Below are 15,603 nucleotides of genomic sequence, written 5' to 3' on the forward strand. Positions count from 1 at the left end.
ACGCAGAAAACCGACTCCTATCTCTGCCTAAGCGTTCAGCACTCTATCTCTCGAACCTGGCTCAGCACTGAAACACGAGCTGCGCTAATTTCTGATTAGTCTAAACTCCAGTTGTAAGCATTTCTCAGAATATGGGCGCCAAGATAGATATGTTAGTATTTAAATATATGGGCTTAAGCTCTAGCAAATACTGCGAGAGTTAGCTTTAAAGGATAAGTCTTGCTGCTTATTCTAATTGCGATAGCTTCGGTTAGCTTGACATTCGATCGGGTTAACTTGTAGCTATTTGCAGAGTTATTTCAATAATTGTCCCTGAAAGCCTCCAGAACTGAGTATGCTGCTGCATAAGGTCAGGAAATGTTTGTTTTATACCCCTGAAACTGTGAGGTTTTTCTTGTGATTGCCATCTCACTGCGCCCGACCGGACGCAAGTGGGGCACAGTTAGCTTCGCCTCCACTCTTCATCTCTGTCCCGTTTTAGATCTGCTCATGACGGATGTTCCGGCTCGATGGCGAGCGGAAGTCAGACTTGGATTACAAGAAGCTCTGGTCAATGCTGCCAAGCACGGTAACAAGCTAGATCCAAATAAAACGGTTTTGGTTGAATTTTACATTCTAGAAAACGAATACTGGTGGGTCATTTCTGATCAAGGTTCTGGGTTTTCTCCTACTTGTTCCCATACGCTTGACCGCCCTGAGGGCAAAGATATTCAACAGGTAGGTGAATGTGGCAGAGGGCTTTTTATCCTTCATCAAGTTTTTGATCAGGTTCACTGGAATCAGCAGGGCACGGAATTAAGGCTTTGTAAGCAGATTAAGAGCCGTTCAAAGCTCTCTTTAGGGCACTAGTTTTTGGATTGCTGCCAGGTTGTCAGAGCAAGCTGATGAACCTCACGCCAGGGAATGGTGTGCTTTTTTGCTAAAGCTGCACAGTCCTCGTACTCTGGCTGCACATTGGCGATCGCCCCTCCTTCCCCCCAAGCCACTTTCACCCTGATTTCTCCTAGAGTTGTCTGCACTGTCTGCATCTCTCGATGCAAAACGCTGCGCTGCTGAACAGCGTGACGAATTCCTAACGTTGTGGTTTCCCGAAAGATCACGGCTTCACACTGCTGCACCCCCTCCGGATGACAAATAACTGTGAGTAGAATGCCAGGACGCGACTTTTTCATTCCAATCGCCTGCGTAAATACGTCTACTGCACCTACTGCAAACAGAGCATCAAAGATGTAGCCGATCGCCTGTGGATTCAGGTCGTCGATTTGGGTTTCTAGCACTGCAATGGATTGTTGGGATGGGAGGGTGGAAGTGGGGGAGTGTGAGGGTGGAGCCTCCGGCGATGGGTTGGTATGGAAGGTCAGCTTGGTTTCTTCTGTAGTTCCTGGTCCCTCACCCAACCAGAGCCGCAAGATGTTGGGAATGGGCAAATCGCGAGAGCCTGCACCGAGTCCAACCCGTTGCAGCGTCATGGTGGGAGGAGCACCAAACTGAACAGCAAGGGTAGTGGCGATCGCAGCCCCAGTTGGTGTTACCAGTTCTCGCTCAATGCCATTGCTGTAAATTGGCACCTTGCGCATTTCCCATAGCTTGAGGACGGCAGGTGCAGGTACAGGTAACCGTCCATGTGCCGCTCGAATTGTGCCACCGCCGGTTGGCAAGGGTGAACAGTAGAGTTGGTCAATTCCCAGCCAATCTAACCCGAGGCAGGTGCCTACAATATCGGCGATCGCATCCGTTGCTCCCACCTCATGAAAATGAACCTGGTCCGCCGGAATACCGTGTACTGCGCCTTCTGCCTCTGCCAACTGACGAAATACGGCTAGACTCCAGGCTTCTGCTCTTGCAGGTAACCCTGCGGCTCGGATCATCGCCTCAATTTCTGGCAAATGACGAGTGCCATGAGCAGGGTTGGTTGAGTCGTGAGGGCGATCGCCATGACCATGAGCATCATGACTGTGACTGCCTCGACTATGGGTATCGTGACTATGACTGCCTGGATCGGAACTGCGTGGCGATATCATGGGAAAGCGAGTGCGATCAAACGTAGGAGTGGGATCAACCCCTACTTCCAGGTTTGATTGGGTAGGAAGATTAGCCGCCGCGACTAATTCGACATGCACTTTGGTTGCTCGCTGACCATTGCGCTGAGCCTGTTCTGTCCAGAGGCGATATTCCTCAGATATTCCCAGTAGCTTGAGTTTGTCAATTAAATAGTCTAGTGGAACGCCTGCATCCACTAGAGCACCCAAACACATATCTCCAGCCAGACCCGTTGGGCACTCCAAATACGCTAGTTTCTTCATAGTTTAATAAGTCCGATAGACACAATTAAGAACCAGGGAAGCGTCCCTTTGGGGCTCTCCCCGGTTCTTATAAAGATAATTTCCAAGCAGTGTGGCGGTTTGCAGTTAAAAGTCCTAAGAGAAAATTATGGCAACGGTTTTTACAATCCATCCGGACACGCCTCAAATGCGTTGGATAGAGAAAATTATGGACGCTTTGCGAGACGGGGCAGTGTTGCTATACCCAACGGATACAGTCTACGCGATCGGGTGTGATCTCAATGTTAAATCGGCAGTGGAGCGGGTACGGCAGATTAAGCAACTGTCCAGCGACAAACCCTTAACCTTCCTTTGTTCTTCGCTATCTGACATTGCTAGCTATGCTTATGTGACGGATTCAGCCTACCGCACTCTCAAACGGCTGATTCCTGGACCCTACACCTTCTTGTTGCCTGCGACCAAGCTGGTTCCCCGACTGGTGATGAGCCCAAAGCGTAAGACGACAGGCATTCGTGTTCCTGATAATGCTATTTGTCAGGCGTTGCTTCAGGCTTTGGGCAACCCGATTATTTCAACTTCTGCACCGACCGCCTGTCACAAGGCTGACACCCAAATTTCCAAGGCAGAGCTGTTTGACCAGCTCGATGGGTTGGTCGACGTGATGATTGAGGACGGTGAGCCGGTTGGCTATCAGGTTTCCACGATGCTGGATTTGACCGGAAAGGAACCCGTCATTACCCGAAAAGGATTGGGATGGGAAGCGGCAGCGGCATGGGCTGTAGAGGCAAGTTAAGAACCAGTTAGCCGATTGTCCTATGCAGACGCAGGATTGGAAGACTTTGTTGCCGGATAAAAACTTTCGGCAGAATTTAGTATGGAGCTGATTCTCAAAGGGTTTGATAGGAGAGCTAGCCACCTAGAAGGAGCGATCGCCCCTTCTATCGACTCCGGCCCAGACAGCTACCCCGAAGGCTAATTCAAAGAGTGACACACGACTGTCACAGTAAACTGGCATAGCCGCATAAAGTCAAAGTGTAGTCGGTTGGGAGGGTGAAACCTAAACGCTCCCTTGCCCCCAATTCTCTACACTTGTTAACGTGCATCACCCAAGGTCAAGCCATGAATGTCGAACCTGTGAATTCTGCTGGCTCCTCTAGCCAGAATGAAGGCGATGCCCTGCACATAGGGCTGCAACCTGATGATCAGTCCATTGCTTCCGTTGAATCTGCAAACGACGAGTTTAACGCCTCCAATTCTCAAGTCCAACCCGGATCGCAAACCATCAGGCTGGTGCAACTCATACTTTCTGAACTTCAAGCAGAAATTCACACTTTATCGGCAAGCGCTGAGGCGGTCGCAACCCGCATTGCAACCGAGGTTGAGCGAATTTGTGCAAAAAGCGATCGCATTCAAACCTCGGGTCAAATTCAGTCCTGGCAAAACACCCTGGCCCGCCATCGGCTACAAAAGTGCATCGAATATTATCGGCTAGGCTCCCGGCGTGGCAGGGTCGATCTACACAGCCATTTGAGTGCGATTGTCTATCGTCATGTGGCAACCAGTCGAGCGCAGCTAGGGTTTCAGGGACGCTACAGCCTGATCGAAGACTTCTTGCAGGGCTTCTATATTGAGGTGCTAAAAGCCTTCCGGCGAGAGAACCAGCTCCCTGAGAACTATAGCCCCCGCACACGGCTAGAACTGGCGGAATACATGGCATTCACTGAACAGTACGCCAAACGTCGGATCACGCTACCAGGACATCGCAATCAGCAGTTGGTGGTACTGCGAGCTCAAGGCTTTTCTCGCCGCCAACCTCCAGAAACAGCCCTCGATATTGAGATGGCGGTTGAGTCTGCTAAAGGCGAAGAGGCAGAAGCTTACAGCCGCGCCCCCGTAGTGCAGCAGGTGCGAGAGCAAATGGTTGCAGATGCAACTGATCCGGCAGAATCGGTATTGCGCGATCGCGTAGTTACCGAGTTGGTGCAATATCTAGAATCTCAGGGACAGTCTGACTGCATCGACTATCTCACCCTGAAGCTGCAAGACCTGTCTGCTCCTGAAATTGACTCAATTTTGGGACTGTCTGCCCGCCAGCGCGACTACTTACAGCAGCGATTTAAGTATCATGTTGAAAAGTTTGCTCGCTCTCATCGCTGGCAGTTGGTACATCAGTGGCTCGGTGCAGACCTGGATCAAAATCTGGGAATGCCCCAAAAAGAATGGCGAGCTTTTGTTGAGCGGCTATCGCCCGAACAGCGCCAATTAATGCAGCTCAAAGGAATGCAGATTGGAGAGCAGCGTCCCGTTAATCCCAACACTTTGTCCCCTCGCTCTGACGAAGAGATCGCCAAAACGCTCAAATGCACTCCTAAGCAGGTCCACAAGCGCTGGGTACAGATCCTAGAATTAGCTTGGCAAACCCGCAACCACAGCAACGTAGATTAATCTACCAACGCTCTTGAAGTGCTCTTAAAGTGATGTTCCCATTACAGAACCGCAGTGCAACTTGTACCTGCAACTTAAACCAAAATCCATCAGGGTAAATATTTCTTGTACAGGGGCAAAGCATTGTATAGGAGAGCTTAGAAAAGTTTCAAAGTAATAAAAAAGCTTCATCTCAAGGCTTCGTTCCTAAAAAAACTTAAACCTGTGTTTACGTCTATTAATGAGTGGGTATTCTCTGCTTGAGAGGGCATAAAAGAGAAGAGTTTCTATGCTCTTGTCTCTACCTTAATCCTGAACTTCAGTCATGAAAGAAAATGTAGTGGCATCCTTTCTTATAGGAATAGGGATGGGGGAATTAAGCTATGTTAGAGCACCAACTTGCCGAACCGATGCCCTCGCTACAGTCAGAACAGTTGCTTCATCTGCTGATTGTTGAAGATTCACCAGCAGACCTGAATCTGGCAATCATCACGCTTGAGGAAGCAGGTCTTCAAATTACTTACGACAATGTAGACACGATCGCTGATTGCCAACAGTGTTTAGAGCAGCACACCTATGATGCGCTGCTGTCTGACTATCGGTTACCTGGTTTTGACGCGTATGTGGTTCTGGAGCTACTTCAGCAGTCGAAACAGGACATTCCCCTGATTTTGATGACCGGGACGCTGGGCGAAGAGGCCGCAGTAGAGTGCATCAAAGCAGGAATGACAGACTATGTATTGAAAGATCGGTTGTTTCGGCTGCCGACGGTGCTGGAGCGATCGCTCCAGGAAGTTGCCCTGCGTCGTCAAAAGCAGGAGGCGATCGCCCAGATCCAACAGCAAGCTCAGCGAGAGCAGTTGCTTAACCAGATTAGCCAATCTCTTAATTCCAGCCTCGATCCAGACTATATTCTGCAGCAGATTGTAACTCGCACGGGAGAGTGCTTCGGCGTTGATCGGGTGACCATTTTCTCGCTTGACTCTGAATACGTAAAGGTCTTGAATGAGTGGCGAGCTAATGACCAGGTTCCTTCTGTTAAAAACTTCAAGCTTCTTTTATCGGTGCTACCTGAGAATTTAGTGCCAAACTCGGAAACATCATGGTATCGAGTGCTGCACGCACCCAGATTTTTAGAGAGTCCTCGCGCTCCAGACTATCAAGCCCAAGTGCAGGCAACGCAAACGCTCTCTGTGCTCAGAGTGCCGATCTTTATTCGCGATCAGCTCTTTGGCGGCTTGGTTCTGCAAATGACGACCGCCTACAGAACGTTCACAGAGGCCGAAATTCATCTGCTTCAGCGAATTGCCGAGCAGACGGCGATCGCTCTTTATAATGCCCAGAGCTATGAACATCTAGAGCGACTGGTTCAAGAACGCACCCAACAGCTAGAGCAAGAAAAATTGCTCTCCGACGCTGCCAATCGCGCTAAGACTGAATTTCTGACACATATGAGTCATGAACTACGGACACCGTTAACCGGAATACTGGGTTTCTCTAGCCTGCTCTCAAAACAAGTGTTTGGGTCGCTCAATGAGAAACAATTGCAGTATGTTAACGGCATCTCTTCCTGTGGACAGCACCTACTCGAACTGATCAACGATTTGTTGGATCTGTCTAAAATTGAGGCGGGCAAAGAAGAACTAGTGTTTGAGCCCGTCGTCATTCAGGAAGTCTGTGAAGCCTGCATCAGCATGATTCGAGAACTGGCAAGCGATCGCAAACTACAGCTGAGCCTGGACATCGATCCAAACTTAATGACTTGCACCGCCGATAAGCGACGACTCAAGCAAATTCTATTTAATCTACTCTCTAACGCAGTTAAGTTTACGACTGCCGGCTCAGTTCGTCTAGAAGTTGGGCAGCGAGAAGGCTTTGTCGAATTTGCCGTAATCGATACAGGCATCGGCATTTCAGTTGCCAATCAAACGAAACTATTTCAGTCTTTCCAGCAGTTAGATGGCGGGTTGGATCGCCGCTACGAAGGAACGGGTTTAGGATTAGCCTTAGCCCGCAAACTCGCTCAGCTTCACAAGGGCGATATCCTTGTTGTTTCAGAACTGGGCAAGGGAAGCTGTTTTACCCTGCGGTTGCCCCTCGATCTCGAAACACAAGAATGCTTATAAAGTCAAGATTTCTACTCCATCAGGGGTGACAGCGACCGTATGCTCAAACTGGGCGGAGAGCTTGCCGTCTTTGGTAACTACTGTCCAGCGATCGCCCAAAATTCTGAAATCATACGTCCCCTCGTTGAGCATTGGTTCCACCGTAAACACCATTCCGGGTTTGAGCCGTAACCCGCGCCCGCGTTGACCAAAATGGGGAACAGAAGGCTCTGTGTGAAACTGCCTGCCTACGCCGTGACCGACAAAATCTCGAACCACTGCAAAGCCATTTGCCTCCGCGTGTGCTTGAATAGCTGCTCCGATGTCACCGATGCGTGCTCCTGGTTTGATTTCAGCAATTCCTCGCAGCATACACTCATGAGTCACCTGAACCAGCTTTTGGGCAGAGGGGGAAGGATTTCCTACAAAAAATGTTCTGGAGGTGTCACCGTGATAGCCCTCCAGGAGAGGTGTAACGTCAATATTGACGATGTCTCCTGCTTTGAGAATTTGTTGGCGACTGGGAATACCATGACAAATCACTTCGTTGACACTGGTGCAGATTGAGCCAGGAAAGGGAGGATGCTCAGGGGGAGTGTAGCCAAGCTGAGCGCTGGTTGCTCCGTGTGCTTGAGTCCACCGTTCTGCTTCGTCATTTAAGGCTTGAGTGCTGATTCCTGGTTGCACCATCGGTTCAAGGTGATTCAGCAACTCAACCGCGAGGCGACCTACCCGACGCATTTTGTCTAGCTCTTTGTCAGAAAGCAGGACGAGTCCTTTGGAGGGCTGCGATCGCATCAGCGGCAAACTTTTTTCGGCGGGCGATCGCTGCTTCAACTGTTTTTCCCAAACCTGAAGCCTATCTTCTTTCATCGCTTTCAACCTGACGAACTGCTGTTACAGCATAACACAGCAAGGAATAGCAAGGAGTAAGCTATGCTGTGAGAGCGTAGGCTGAGGCGTTAAGATAAGATACAGTAAGCATCCTATCTCTCAACGCAGGCAACATCAAAGTATGGGCGGCAAGACAGATCTAGATAGAGTGACGGCTTACGTTCCTCCCGAATGGAAGCAAGAATTAGAGGAATGGGCAGAGGCAGAAGAGCGTTCTATCTCATGGTTAGTTTCCAAGCTGATTGGCAGCGCCCTTCAAGAACGCCGTGAGCAATCGCAACCGGAAGCTGTCGATGCTGAAACAAAATAACCAGGCTGTAAATTCACGCCAGGTACTTTGCCCAAACTTCTAGCGCTTGAGGAGAGCCATACCAAAGTCTTCCAGGACGCGGCGAGTGAAACACGCCTTCTAACACGAGGTTTTCTGCACCTTCTAGATGGGCTGCCACGACAGGCGTGATGCCATCTCCCCAGCAGCCACCCGTGCCGCAGGTCATCTCATAACTACTGTGGGCAAACCAGTTTTGCCACTTGCGATCGCCATACAGAGCCTTTCCCGCCACGCAAACATAGCGAACAGATGGGTAGAATGCGCCCGGATAGTTGTTTTTAACAAAGTCCAGGTTTCTCAGCGTCCAACGTTCGCGGCTAACCTGGGGCGTTCCTAATGTAACTAGGGTCGCTACGGTCGGGTGGGCTTGCCATAGACAAACCCGGTTTTTATCTGCTGGATGCACGCTATACGGCTTTTCGCCCAGATAAATCCGCGAGATCCAGCCGCCTGCTGAATGTCCGACCAAATTGATGCGATCGCTGCCATACTGCTGCATTACCCGCTTTACCGTCTGGTCAAGCTGCTGCAAAATCGGAGTCACTGACCTGCCGCCCAGGGTCGGCACCCAGTCTCGCCGCTTTAAAGGAACAGTGGTAGTGGGAAAACCCAAATCTCCCAGAGCTCGCTCCATCTCCAAGTAAGCATTTGCGCCAGCTAAATATCCTGGCAAGATCACAGTCGGTAAAGACATGGAAATTAGGGGCTGTTAGGGGCTATTAGAAAGTGCAGAAACGTTTAGATTATGTCCCTGTGGGAAACTTAACGTTAAGCCAATTCAACATGAGCTGATTAACCTTGTCTGGACATTCATCGTGGGGACAGTGGCCTGCATTGGGAATTGAAGCAAATTGTACGCTACGCCCTGCATCAACTGCCTGCTTTGCTAGATCTTGATAAATTCTCGCGCCCTTAATCGGGGTCCAGGGATCTGCTTCTCCCCACAGCACTAACAGCGGAGCGTTTACCAGAGGCAACAGTTCCTCGGGTGAAGGACCTGGGGGAGCAGTCAGGATAGAGGCAAACACTTTTTGCGCGCCCGGATCGCACGAAGGCTGGTAGATCAGGTCAATTAACTCGTCTGTTACAGCTTGGCGATCGCGATACACCTGAAGCAGGGTTTGCCGCAATCGGGTCTTTTGACGAATTCGGTTAAACAAAAGTGGGCCAATTGCATCCGAGCTAACCAACTTCGTGAATGTACCCATCACAACTCTGAGCGGCAGGTTTAACTCTTGAGGACGGTGATTTAGCCCTCCAGCGCAGTTCAGCAAAACGCCACCTGCTGCGATTTCGGGATGATGAGCCATCACCATCAGACACAGCAATCCGCCAATCGAATTACCTGCGAACACGGCAGGTTGCTGTACCTGCTCAGTCCAAAAATCTTTGAGCAGTTCTTCCCATAGCTCCAGGTTGTAGTCTAGAGGCGGTTTCTCAGAGCCACCAAAGCCCAGTAAATCCAGTGCAAATACACGGTAACCTGCTGCGGACAGAACGGGAATATTTTTGCGCCAGTGTCCGATCGCCGCCCCAAACCCGTGAATTAAGATCAAAGGTCTACCGCTACCTACAGCGGTATAACGAATCCGGTATCCTTTCCAGGTCCAATCCAGCAGCGGAAAGGGGCTGACAGGGCCAAGTTGCTGAGTCGTCACGGTAGTTTTTAAAGATTCTTAAACTACCTTCATAATACTGCTTCCTGGCATTGCTGTTTTGTCAAGGGGAGACGTAACCTCAACACCTGGATTGTCTAAGCAGATTGTCTGAGCAGGCGATCGCTCTACTTAATAAATGCTCGAATCCGGGTCAGCAGTTCGTCAAAGTCGATAGGTTTGCGGATGAAGTCATCCGCTCCAATCTCTAAGCCCTCAGTGGCGTTGGCTTCATCGTGAGCAGACACCAGCATAATCGGAATAGAGAGTGCCTTGTTGTGGCGGATGTGGCGTGTCACCTCATAGCCATTCATGTCTGGCATCATGATATCCAGCAGAAGCAGGTCGGGGGGTGAAGCTTCGACCTTGGCGATCGCTGCACTGCCGTTATCAGCAGTTTCAACGCCATACCCTTCTGCCTCTAAAAACATTTGCAGTAAGAGCAAATTGTCTTCAACATCATCCACTACTAAAATTTGATAGCCTGAGGAACGCATCACATCAAACAACCTTTTTGTTGATCACACCGAAGAACAGCTTTAGCTGCGACTGCCTTAACTCATCGCTTTCAATAAACTTGACGAACAATGAATCTGGCAGTCACAGCGTCCTCCCAAATGGAGGCACACTTAGATGCACTGAAATACCCTTATTTCAGGTATAAATTTTCTGGGACCCCGCATAGTATTACTTGGGAGTGATTTCTAGTTCTTCTTTAGAAAGCCTTTAGATTTGGTCTCGTAGAAATTCCTTTTATGAAGTTATGAAGGAAACTTTTACAAAAAGACCACTGTAGTTTAGTAACGCCTATTAGGGTTTGGTTTTTCTTACAATGAGTGCGATCGCAGAACGCCTTGCTCAAATTCGGCAAACGCTTCCCCCTTCTACCCGTTTGATTGCCGTGACCAAGCAGGTTTCCGTTGAGGCAATGCGAGATGCTTATGCTGCTGGAGTGCGGGACTTTGGTGAAAGTCGTATTCAAGAAGCCACCCAGAAGCAAGACCAACTTCAAGATTTGACTGATATCAGATGGCACTTGATTGGGCACCTCCAAACCAACAAAGCGGCAAAGGCACTGGAGCTATTTCAATGGATTCATTCGCTTGATAGCCTCAAGCTTGCCCAGAGGTTAGACCAACTTGCCGCAAACTTACCCCAAAAACCGAATCTTTGCCTTCAGGTAAAAATCTTGCCAGACCCAAACAAGTATGGCTGGACTATTTCTGAATTATTGGATGATTTGCCGCAGCTGGACCAATATTCTCACTTGAATATTGTCGGATTGATGGCAATTCCCCCCTATGGGTTAGACCCCCATCAAACCCTTTCTGTGTTCACTCAAACACACGACTTAGCTGAGAAGATTCGCCAGCAAAGTTGGCACAATATCCAAATGCAAGAGCTATCGATCGGGATGTCAGGAGACTATCCCTTAGCAGTACAAGCAGGAGCGACGATGATTCGTCTGGGACGAATCTTGTTTGGGGAACGAGCATGAGGCGATCGCCCTTTCTCAACCCCTAGTATTGAACTCAGCATTGGCTGTCGAAACCAAAGGCTACTATAAACTTGAGAACGCGGTTCAATATTTTAGACTGGCTTTAGCCTGTAGGAATCGAATCGCTGAATCCAATGCTAGAAGGTTCTTAACAGGCACCATTGCTGGCTTACAGGCATTACCGAATCACCTCAATTGTGTAGTGCAATACCTAAACACGTGGTTCTATAAATCAGCACTACTTATCAGTGGTTAGACAGCAAAACAAAATACGTTTTTGCAGCTTAATCTTTAAGCCAGGAGGTATTGTAAGATTGCAACCGTTCAGTCACCAATCAGCATTTCTAAATTTGCTCAATTTCAAATGAATTGGTTAAAATTCTCTAGCAAATGAATGAAGGGTTTGAGGCTGGATTTCGAATTTTCCGAAAGTCAATGCAATTAAGGTATTGGATTCAAGAAATTGATGTATACTGATGACTCAAATCTACAGCACTAAAACAGGGTGATTGTGATTCCATTCTAGGGGTGAAGATCGTTAATTTCTTGTTTGATCCTGCCCCAAGACCTGAGACCTGAGGCGATTCTTCAAAAATCTGGACTTTTTCTATATTTGCCACTTGGCCAAAGGCTCTTCTCTTTGAATAAACCCTAGTAGTCGTTATGGAGCGCGAACAGTGAACAATATTTTCACAAAGCTACGAGATTTTGTTGGGCTAAACGACCCAGTCGATTATGAATATGAGTATGACGAAATGGATGGTGAAGAGTACCAGAATCTCTACCAAGAAGAGAACGCTCACCCTGTTCAAGAAGAAGAACCTCGCCGCCGTCGTCTAAGAGAGCGGGCTATGCTTTCTACTGAACCCGGAGCCACACCAACCATGAGCAATGTAATCGGAATGCCTGGTGCTGTAAATGGCATGTCTGAGGTAGTTGTGATGGAGCCGCGCACCTTTGAAGAAATGCCCCAAGCGATTCGGGCACTGCGTGAGCGCAAGTCTGTTGTGCTGAACCTGACCATCATGGACCCAGATCAGGCGCAGCGTGCTGTAGATTTTGTGGCAGGCGGCACCTACGCAATTGACGGTCATCAAGAAAGAATTGGTGAAAGCATCTTTTTGTTCACACCTAACTGCGTTCAAGTCAGCACTCAACTGGGCGTTCCAAACGACATCCCAATTCACCAGCCTCAACCTAGAACTGCTCGCCCAACCACTCCTGCACCTGCATGGACTGGCAGCGATCAGGCTCGCATGGCTTAAAACGCAAGGGTTGTTGAAAGTCAGAATCCATCCGTTGGAGGCAAGCGGTGGTTGAGCTAACTGCGGGTTGGTGAACTAAAGGTGAACTGGTTTAAGGATTGTTCCTGCGATCGCACTTCAAAGGTTTCACCAGCCCGAATGTTTGGTTGTTTGAAACTGCTTTATTTTTTCTTTGGTAATTTGTTAAGCATCAGGAGAATGTCGTCCAGGTGTCTGTAAAGCTTGGCATTATTGGCGGCGGCGTAATGGGAGAAGCTCTGCTCTCTCGCCTGGTTCAGCAGCAAGTTTATTCACCTGACCAAATTCTAGTCAGCGATCCTCAGCGATCGCGTCAAGATTTTTTGTCAAAAGAATATGGGGTTGGCGTTACGGCAGATAACCAGGCTGTTGTGTCAGACGCACAAACGTTGCTACTCGCAATTAAGCCTCAACTCTTCAAAACGGTTACTGCCACTCTAAAGCCTACTCTCAGGGAGCAGGTCGTAATCTCGATTCTGGCAGGTACACCGCTCAGTCAATTAGAAGCGGCGTTTCCAGGGCAGCCCGTGATTCGAGCCATGCCCAATACGCCAGCACGAGTGGGAGCAGGTATGACGGCGATCGCTCCTGGACAACACACTCAACCTTCTCATCTAGAGCTAGCGCAGCAAATTTTTCGGGCGGTAGGTGAAGTCGTTGAGGTGTCAGAAGTTCAGATGGATGCAGTCACCGGATTGTCGGGGTCTGGACCAGGCTACGTGGCAGTGATGATTGAGTCCTTGACCGATGGCGGCGTGGCGGCAGGGTTGCCGAGGGCGATCGCTGCTCAACTAGCACTACAAACTGTGCGTGGCACTGCCGAACTGCTGCAATCTACAGGAATGCACCCCGCCGAACTGAAAGATGGAGTTACCAGCCCTGGTGGTACAACGATTACCGGAATTGCTCACTTGGAAAAAGCAGGCTTTCGCTCTGCCCTGATCGAAGCGGTGGTTGCAGCTTATCGGCGATCGCAGGCGTTAGGAGGCTGACACTCCAATGGACATTCCCCATCTGATTGTTCAGATTGTGATTGCCATTCTTTGTGCCGGAATTGCTACCATCCTGATTCCTCGCCGCATTCCGGGCAAGCTAATCGGCATGATTGTGATCGGGCTAACTGGAGTTTGGCTAGGCGAATGGGGAACTGGGCTGTTGCGACAGCGCTATGGCATCAACTACAGCTTCCTAAACTGAAGCATTGAAGGGGTTCCCATCTTTCTCGCTATCATCGGCTCAGCCGTCATTCTCTATCTGGTAACCAGCTTTCTCAAATGGGGAAGATATTACAAATGAGAATTGGGGATCAGAGAACGGACTTTTCCCCAACCCCCAAAAGTTTTCCACAGAACGATCTAGTTTTCCACAGCTTTCCGTAGGTTTTCCACAAAAAACTTTGGGAAACTGTGACGATGTACACATCCCAAGGTAGACAGCACTATTCCCACTCGATTGTGCCGGGCGGCTTAGACGTGATGTCGTACACAACACGGTTAACGCCCCTAACTTCATTCACAATCCGCGTAGAAATGGTTTCCAGCAAATCGTAAGGAACTCGTGACCAGTCAGCGGTCATGCCATCTTCGCTAGAGACAAATCGCAACACGATTGGATAAGCGTAGGTGCGCTGATCGCCCATCACACCAACACTGCGGATAGGGAGTAAAACTGCAAACGCCTGCCAATAATCGTGATATACACCCTGTCGGTTGATTTCTTGCCGCACGATATAGTCTGCGTCTCGCAAGATATCTAACTTTTCTGCTGTGACTTCACCCAAGATCCGAATTGCCAAGCCTGGACCAGGAAATGGATGTCGTCTTACGATTTCTTCGGGCAAACCAATCGATCGCCCTAGCTTGCGAACTTCGTCTTTAAACAGCTTTCGCAATGGCTCTACTAGCTTAAAGCGTAAATCCTTAGGTAACCCGCCAACGTTGTGATGACTTTTGATTTTGACCGCAACTCGCTCTCCAGTTTGGGGATCAATGTTGGTGTCGGCCGACTCGATCACATCTGGGTAAAGCGTTCCTTGAGCCAAATAGTCAAATGGTCCGAGACGCTTGGATTCTTCTTCAAATACTTGGATAAACTCATGCCCGATCCGCTTTCGTTTTTCTTCGGGATCGTCGATTCCTTCAATTTTCTGGAGGAATCGTTCACGAGCATTGACGTACTCGACCGGAATGTGAAACTGCTCCTGGAACAGCTTGACCAGCCGCTCTGGCTCATACTTTCGCATGAAGCCCTGGTCGATAAATACGCAGCTTAGCTGATCGCCAATTGCTCTGTGCAGTAAGAAAGCTAGGGTAGAAGAATCTACACCACCTGATAGGGCCAACAGCACCCTTTTGTCACCGACTCTAGCGCGAATTTCCCGAATTGACTCTTCGACAAATGCGTCAGTTGTCCAAGTTGGTTCACACTCGCAGACGTGATAGACAAAGTTGCGGATCAGCGCTAACCCACCTAGCGAGTGCACAACTTCAGGATGAAACTGAACGCCATACAGCTTGTGATCGTGGTGGGCGATCGCCGCGCAGGAGGTGTTCTCGGTATGGGCCAATAGCTCGAACCCTTCAGGCAATCGAGTCACCGAGTCACCGTGACTCATCCACATTGTGGTGCCATCTTCTACATTGGTCAGCAAATCCGTTGGATCATCAATGCGGAGCGAGGCTTTACCATATTCTCCTCTTTCAGCCCGCTCTACATCGCCGCCAAGTTGCTGCACCATCAGCTGCATTCCATAGCACACGCCCAAAATAGGAATGCCCAAACCCCAGATACCCGGGTCACAATGAGGCGCACCTGCGTCATATACCGAGTTGGGACCACCGGAGAGAATGATGCCTTTGGGGTTAAGCTGCTGAAGCTGCTCAGGCGTAGTGCGGTAGGACAGCACCTCTGAGTAGACTTGAGTCTCACGGATGCGTCGGGCAATCAGTTCAGAATACTGAGAGCCAAAATCCAGAATCACAATCATCTGGCGATCGAGCCGTTCTACGGATGGCGTATACGGCGGTTGTTCAGTTTGTAGAGTCACCGATGAGTCCTGATGAAAGTCAGTAGTGGACAAAGATAACGGAACTTATAAGAAACAACTTTGTGAAACGAAGGGAACTTATAAA

Annotated in this window: 15 protein-coding genes; 9 read left to right on the plus strand and 6 right to left on the minus strand. The window is 49.3% G+C overall.

Annotated features, from left to right (window positions below; genetic code table 11):
* Positions 1-396: 396 nt before the first annotated feature.
* Positions 397-849, plus strand: coding sequence for an ATP-binding protein (locus H6F93_RS19885; RefSeq protein ID WP_190684309.1), 453 nt, complete (start codon positions 397-399; stop codon positions 847-849).
* Here the strand turns inward: H6F93_RS19885 and larC are convergent.
* Positions 846-2,303, minus strand: coding sequence for a nickel pincer cofactor biosynthesis protein LarC (gene larC / locus H6F93_RS19890; protein WP_190684311.1), 1,458 nt, complete (start codon positions 2,301-2,303; stop codon positions 846-848). The two genes, H6F93_RS19885 and larC, sit on opposite strands and share 4 nt — an antisense overlap.
* A 127-nt stretch (positions 2,304-2,430) precedes the next feature.
* Between larC and H6F93_RS19895 the strand changes: the two genes are divergently transcribed.
* The 3 genes from H6F93_RS19895 to H6F93_RS19905 all read left to right on the plus strand — a co-directional run bounded on the left by H6F93_RS19895 (position 2,431) and on the right by H6F93_RS19905 (position 6,832).
* Positions 2,431-3,075 carry an L-threonylcarbamoyladenylate synthase gene (locus H6F93_RS19895; protein WP_190684314.1) on the plus strand — a complete coding sequence of 215 codons (645 nt, stop codon included), beginning with the start codon at positions 2,431-2,433 and terminating at the stop codon, positions 3,073-3,075.
* 326 nt (positions 3,076-3,401) lie between these two features.
* Complete coding sequence (locus H6F93_RS19900) at positions 3,402-4,727, plus strand: HetZ-related protein (protein WP_190684317.1); 1,326 nt, start codon at positions 3,402-3,404, stop codon at positions 4,725-4,727.
* Between the two features lie 362 nt (positions 4,728-5,089).
* Positions 5,090-6,832, plus strand: a complete 1,743-nt coding sequence (locus H6F93_RS19905) for an ATP-binding protein (RefSeq protein WP_190684320.1) — start codon at positions 5,090-5,092, stop codon at positions 6,830-6,832.
* On the opposite strand, the gene map is transcribed toward H6F93_RS19905, so the two are convergent.
* Positions 6,827-7,684, minus strand: a complete 858-nt coding sequence (gene map / locus H6F93_RS19910; RefSeq protein WP_524537977.1) for a type I methionyl aminopeptidase — start codon at positions 7,682-7,684, stop codon at positions 6,827-6,829. The genes H6F93_RS19905 and map overlap by 6 nt on opposite strands.
* 142 nt (positions 7,685-7,826) lie before the next feature.
* Between map and H6F93_RS19915 the strand changes: the two genes are divergently transcribed.
* Positions 7,827-8,015: a ribbon-helix-helix domain-containing protein gene (locus tag H6F93_RS19915; protein ID WP_190643975.1), complete on the plus strand. Its 189-nt coding sequence runs from the start codon at positions 7,827-7,829 to the stop codon at positions 8,013-8,015.
* A gap of 13 nt (positions 8,016-8,028) precedes the next feature.
* On the opposite strand, the gene H6F93_RS19920 is transcribed toward H6F93_RS19915, so the two are convergent.
* The 3 genes from H6F93_RS19920 to H6F93_RS19930 form a co-directional block, all read right to left on the minus strand.
* A complete protein-coding gene (locus H6F93_RS19920; protein ID WP_190684322.1) occupies positions 8,029-8,730 on the minus strand; it encodes an esterase/lipase family protein in 702 nt (233 codons plus the stop codon).
* Positions 8,731-8,779: 49 nt separating this feature from the next.
* On the minus strand, positions 8,780-9,694 hold the full coding sequence (locus H6F93_RS19925; protein WP_190684326.1) for an alpha/beta fold hydrolase: 915 nt from the start codon (positions 9,692-9,694) through the stop codon (positions 8,780-8,782).
* 125 nt (positions 9,695-9,819) lie between these two features.
* Positions 9,820-10,188, minus strand: coding sequence for a response regulator transcription factor (locus H6F93_RS19930; protein ID WP_190644127.1), 369 nt, complete (start codon positions 10,186-10,188; stop codon positions 9,820-9,822).
* Positions 10,189-10,508: 320 nt separating this feature from the next.
* Between H6F93_RS19930 and H6F93_RS19935 the strand changes: the two genes are divergently transcribed.
* From H6F93_RS19935 to H6F93_RS19950, 4 genes are all read left to right on the plus strand, one after another.
* Complete coding sequence (locus H6F93_RS19935) at positions 10,509-11,189, plus strand: YggS family pyridoxal phosphate-dependent enzyme (RefSeq protein ID WP_524537978.1); 681 nt, start codon at positions 10,509-10,511, stop codon at positions 11,187-11,189.
* Positions 11,190-11,866: 677 nt separating this feature from the next.
* Positions 11,867-12,454 (plus strand): cell division protein SepF, encoded by a 588-nt coding sequence (locus tag H6F93_RS19940; RefSeq protein ID WP_190643978.1) that lies wholly within the window; start codon positions 11,867-11,869, stop codon positions 12,452-12,454.
* Positions 12,455-12,663: 209 nt separating this feature from the next.
* Positions 12,664-13,464 (plus strand): pyrroline-5-carboxylate reductase, encoded by an 801-nt coding sequence (proC, locus tag H6F93_RS19945; protein WP_190684329.1) that lies wholly within the window; start codon positions 12,664-12,666, stop codon positions 13,462-13,464.
* Positions 13,465-13,471: 7 nt separating this feature from the next.
* Positions 13,472-13,669 carry a hypothetical protein gene (locus tag H6F93_RS19950; protein WP_242043535.1) on the plus strand — a complete coding sequence of 66 codons (198 nt, stop codon included), beginning with the start codon at positions 13,472-13,474 and terminating at the stop codon, positions 13,667-13,669.
* A 241-nt stretch (positions 13,670-13,910) separates the two neighbouring features.
* Here H6F93_RS19950 and guaA read toward each other — a convergent pair whose 3' ends face one another.
* Positions 13,911-15,518, minus strand: coding sequence for a glutamine-hydrolyzing GMP synthase (gene guaA / locus H6F93_RS19955; protein WP_190684332.1), 1,608 nt, complete (start codon positions 15,516-15,518; stop codon positions 13,911-13,913).
* Positions 15,519-15,603 lie beyond the last annotated feature (85 nt).

Origin of the sequence: Leptolyngbya sp. FACHB-671 (assembly GCF_014695745.1) — a bacterium.
Classification (GTDB): domain Bacteria; phylum Cyanobacteriota; class Cyanobacteriia; order Elainellales; family Elainellaceae; genus JAAUTN01.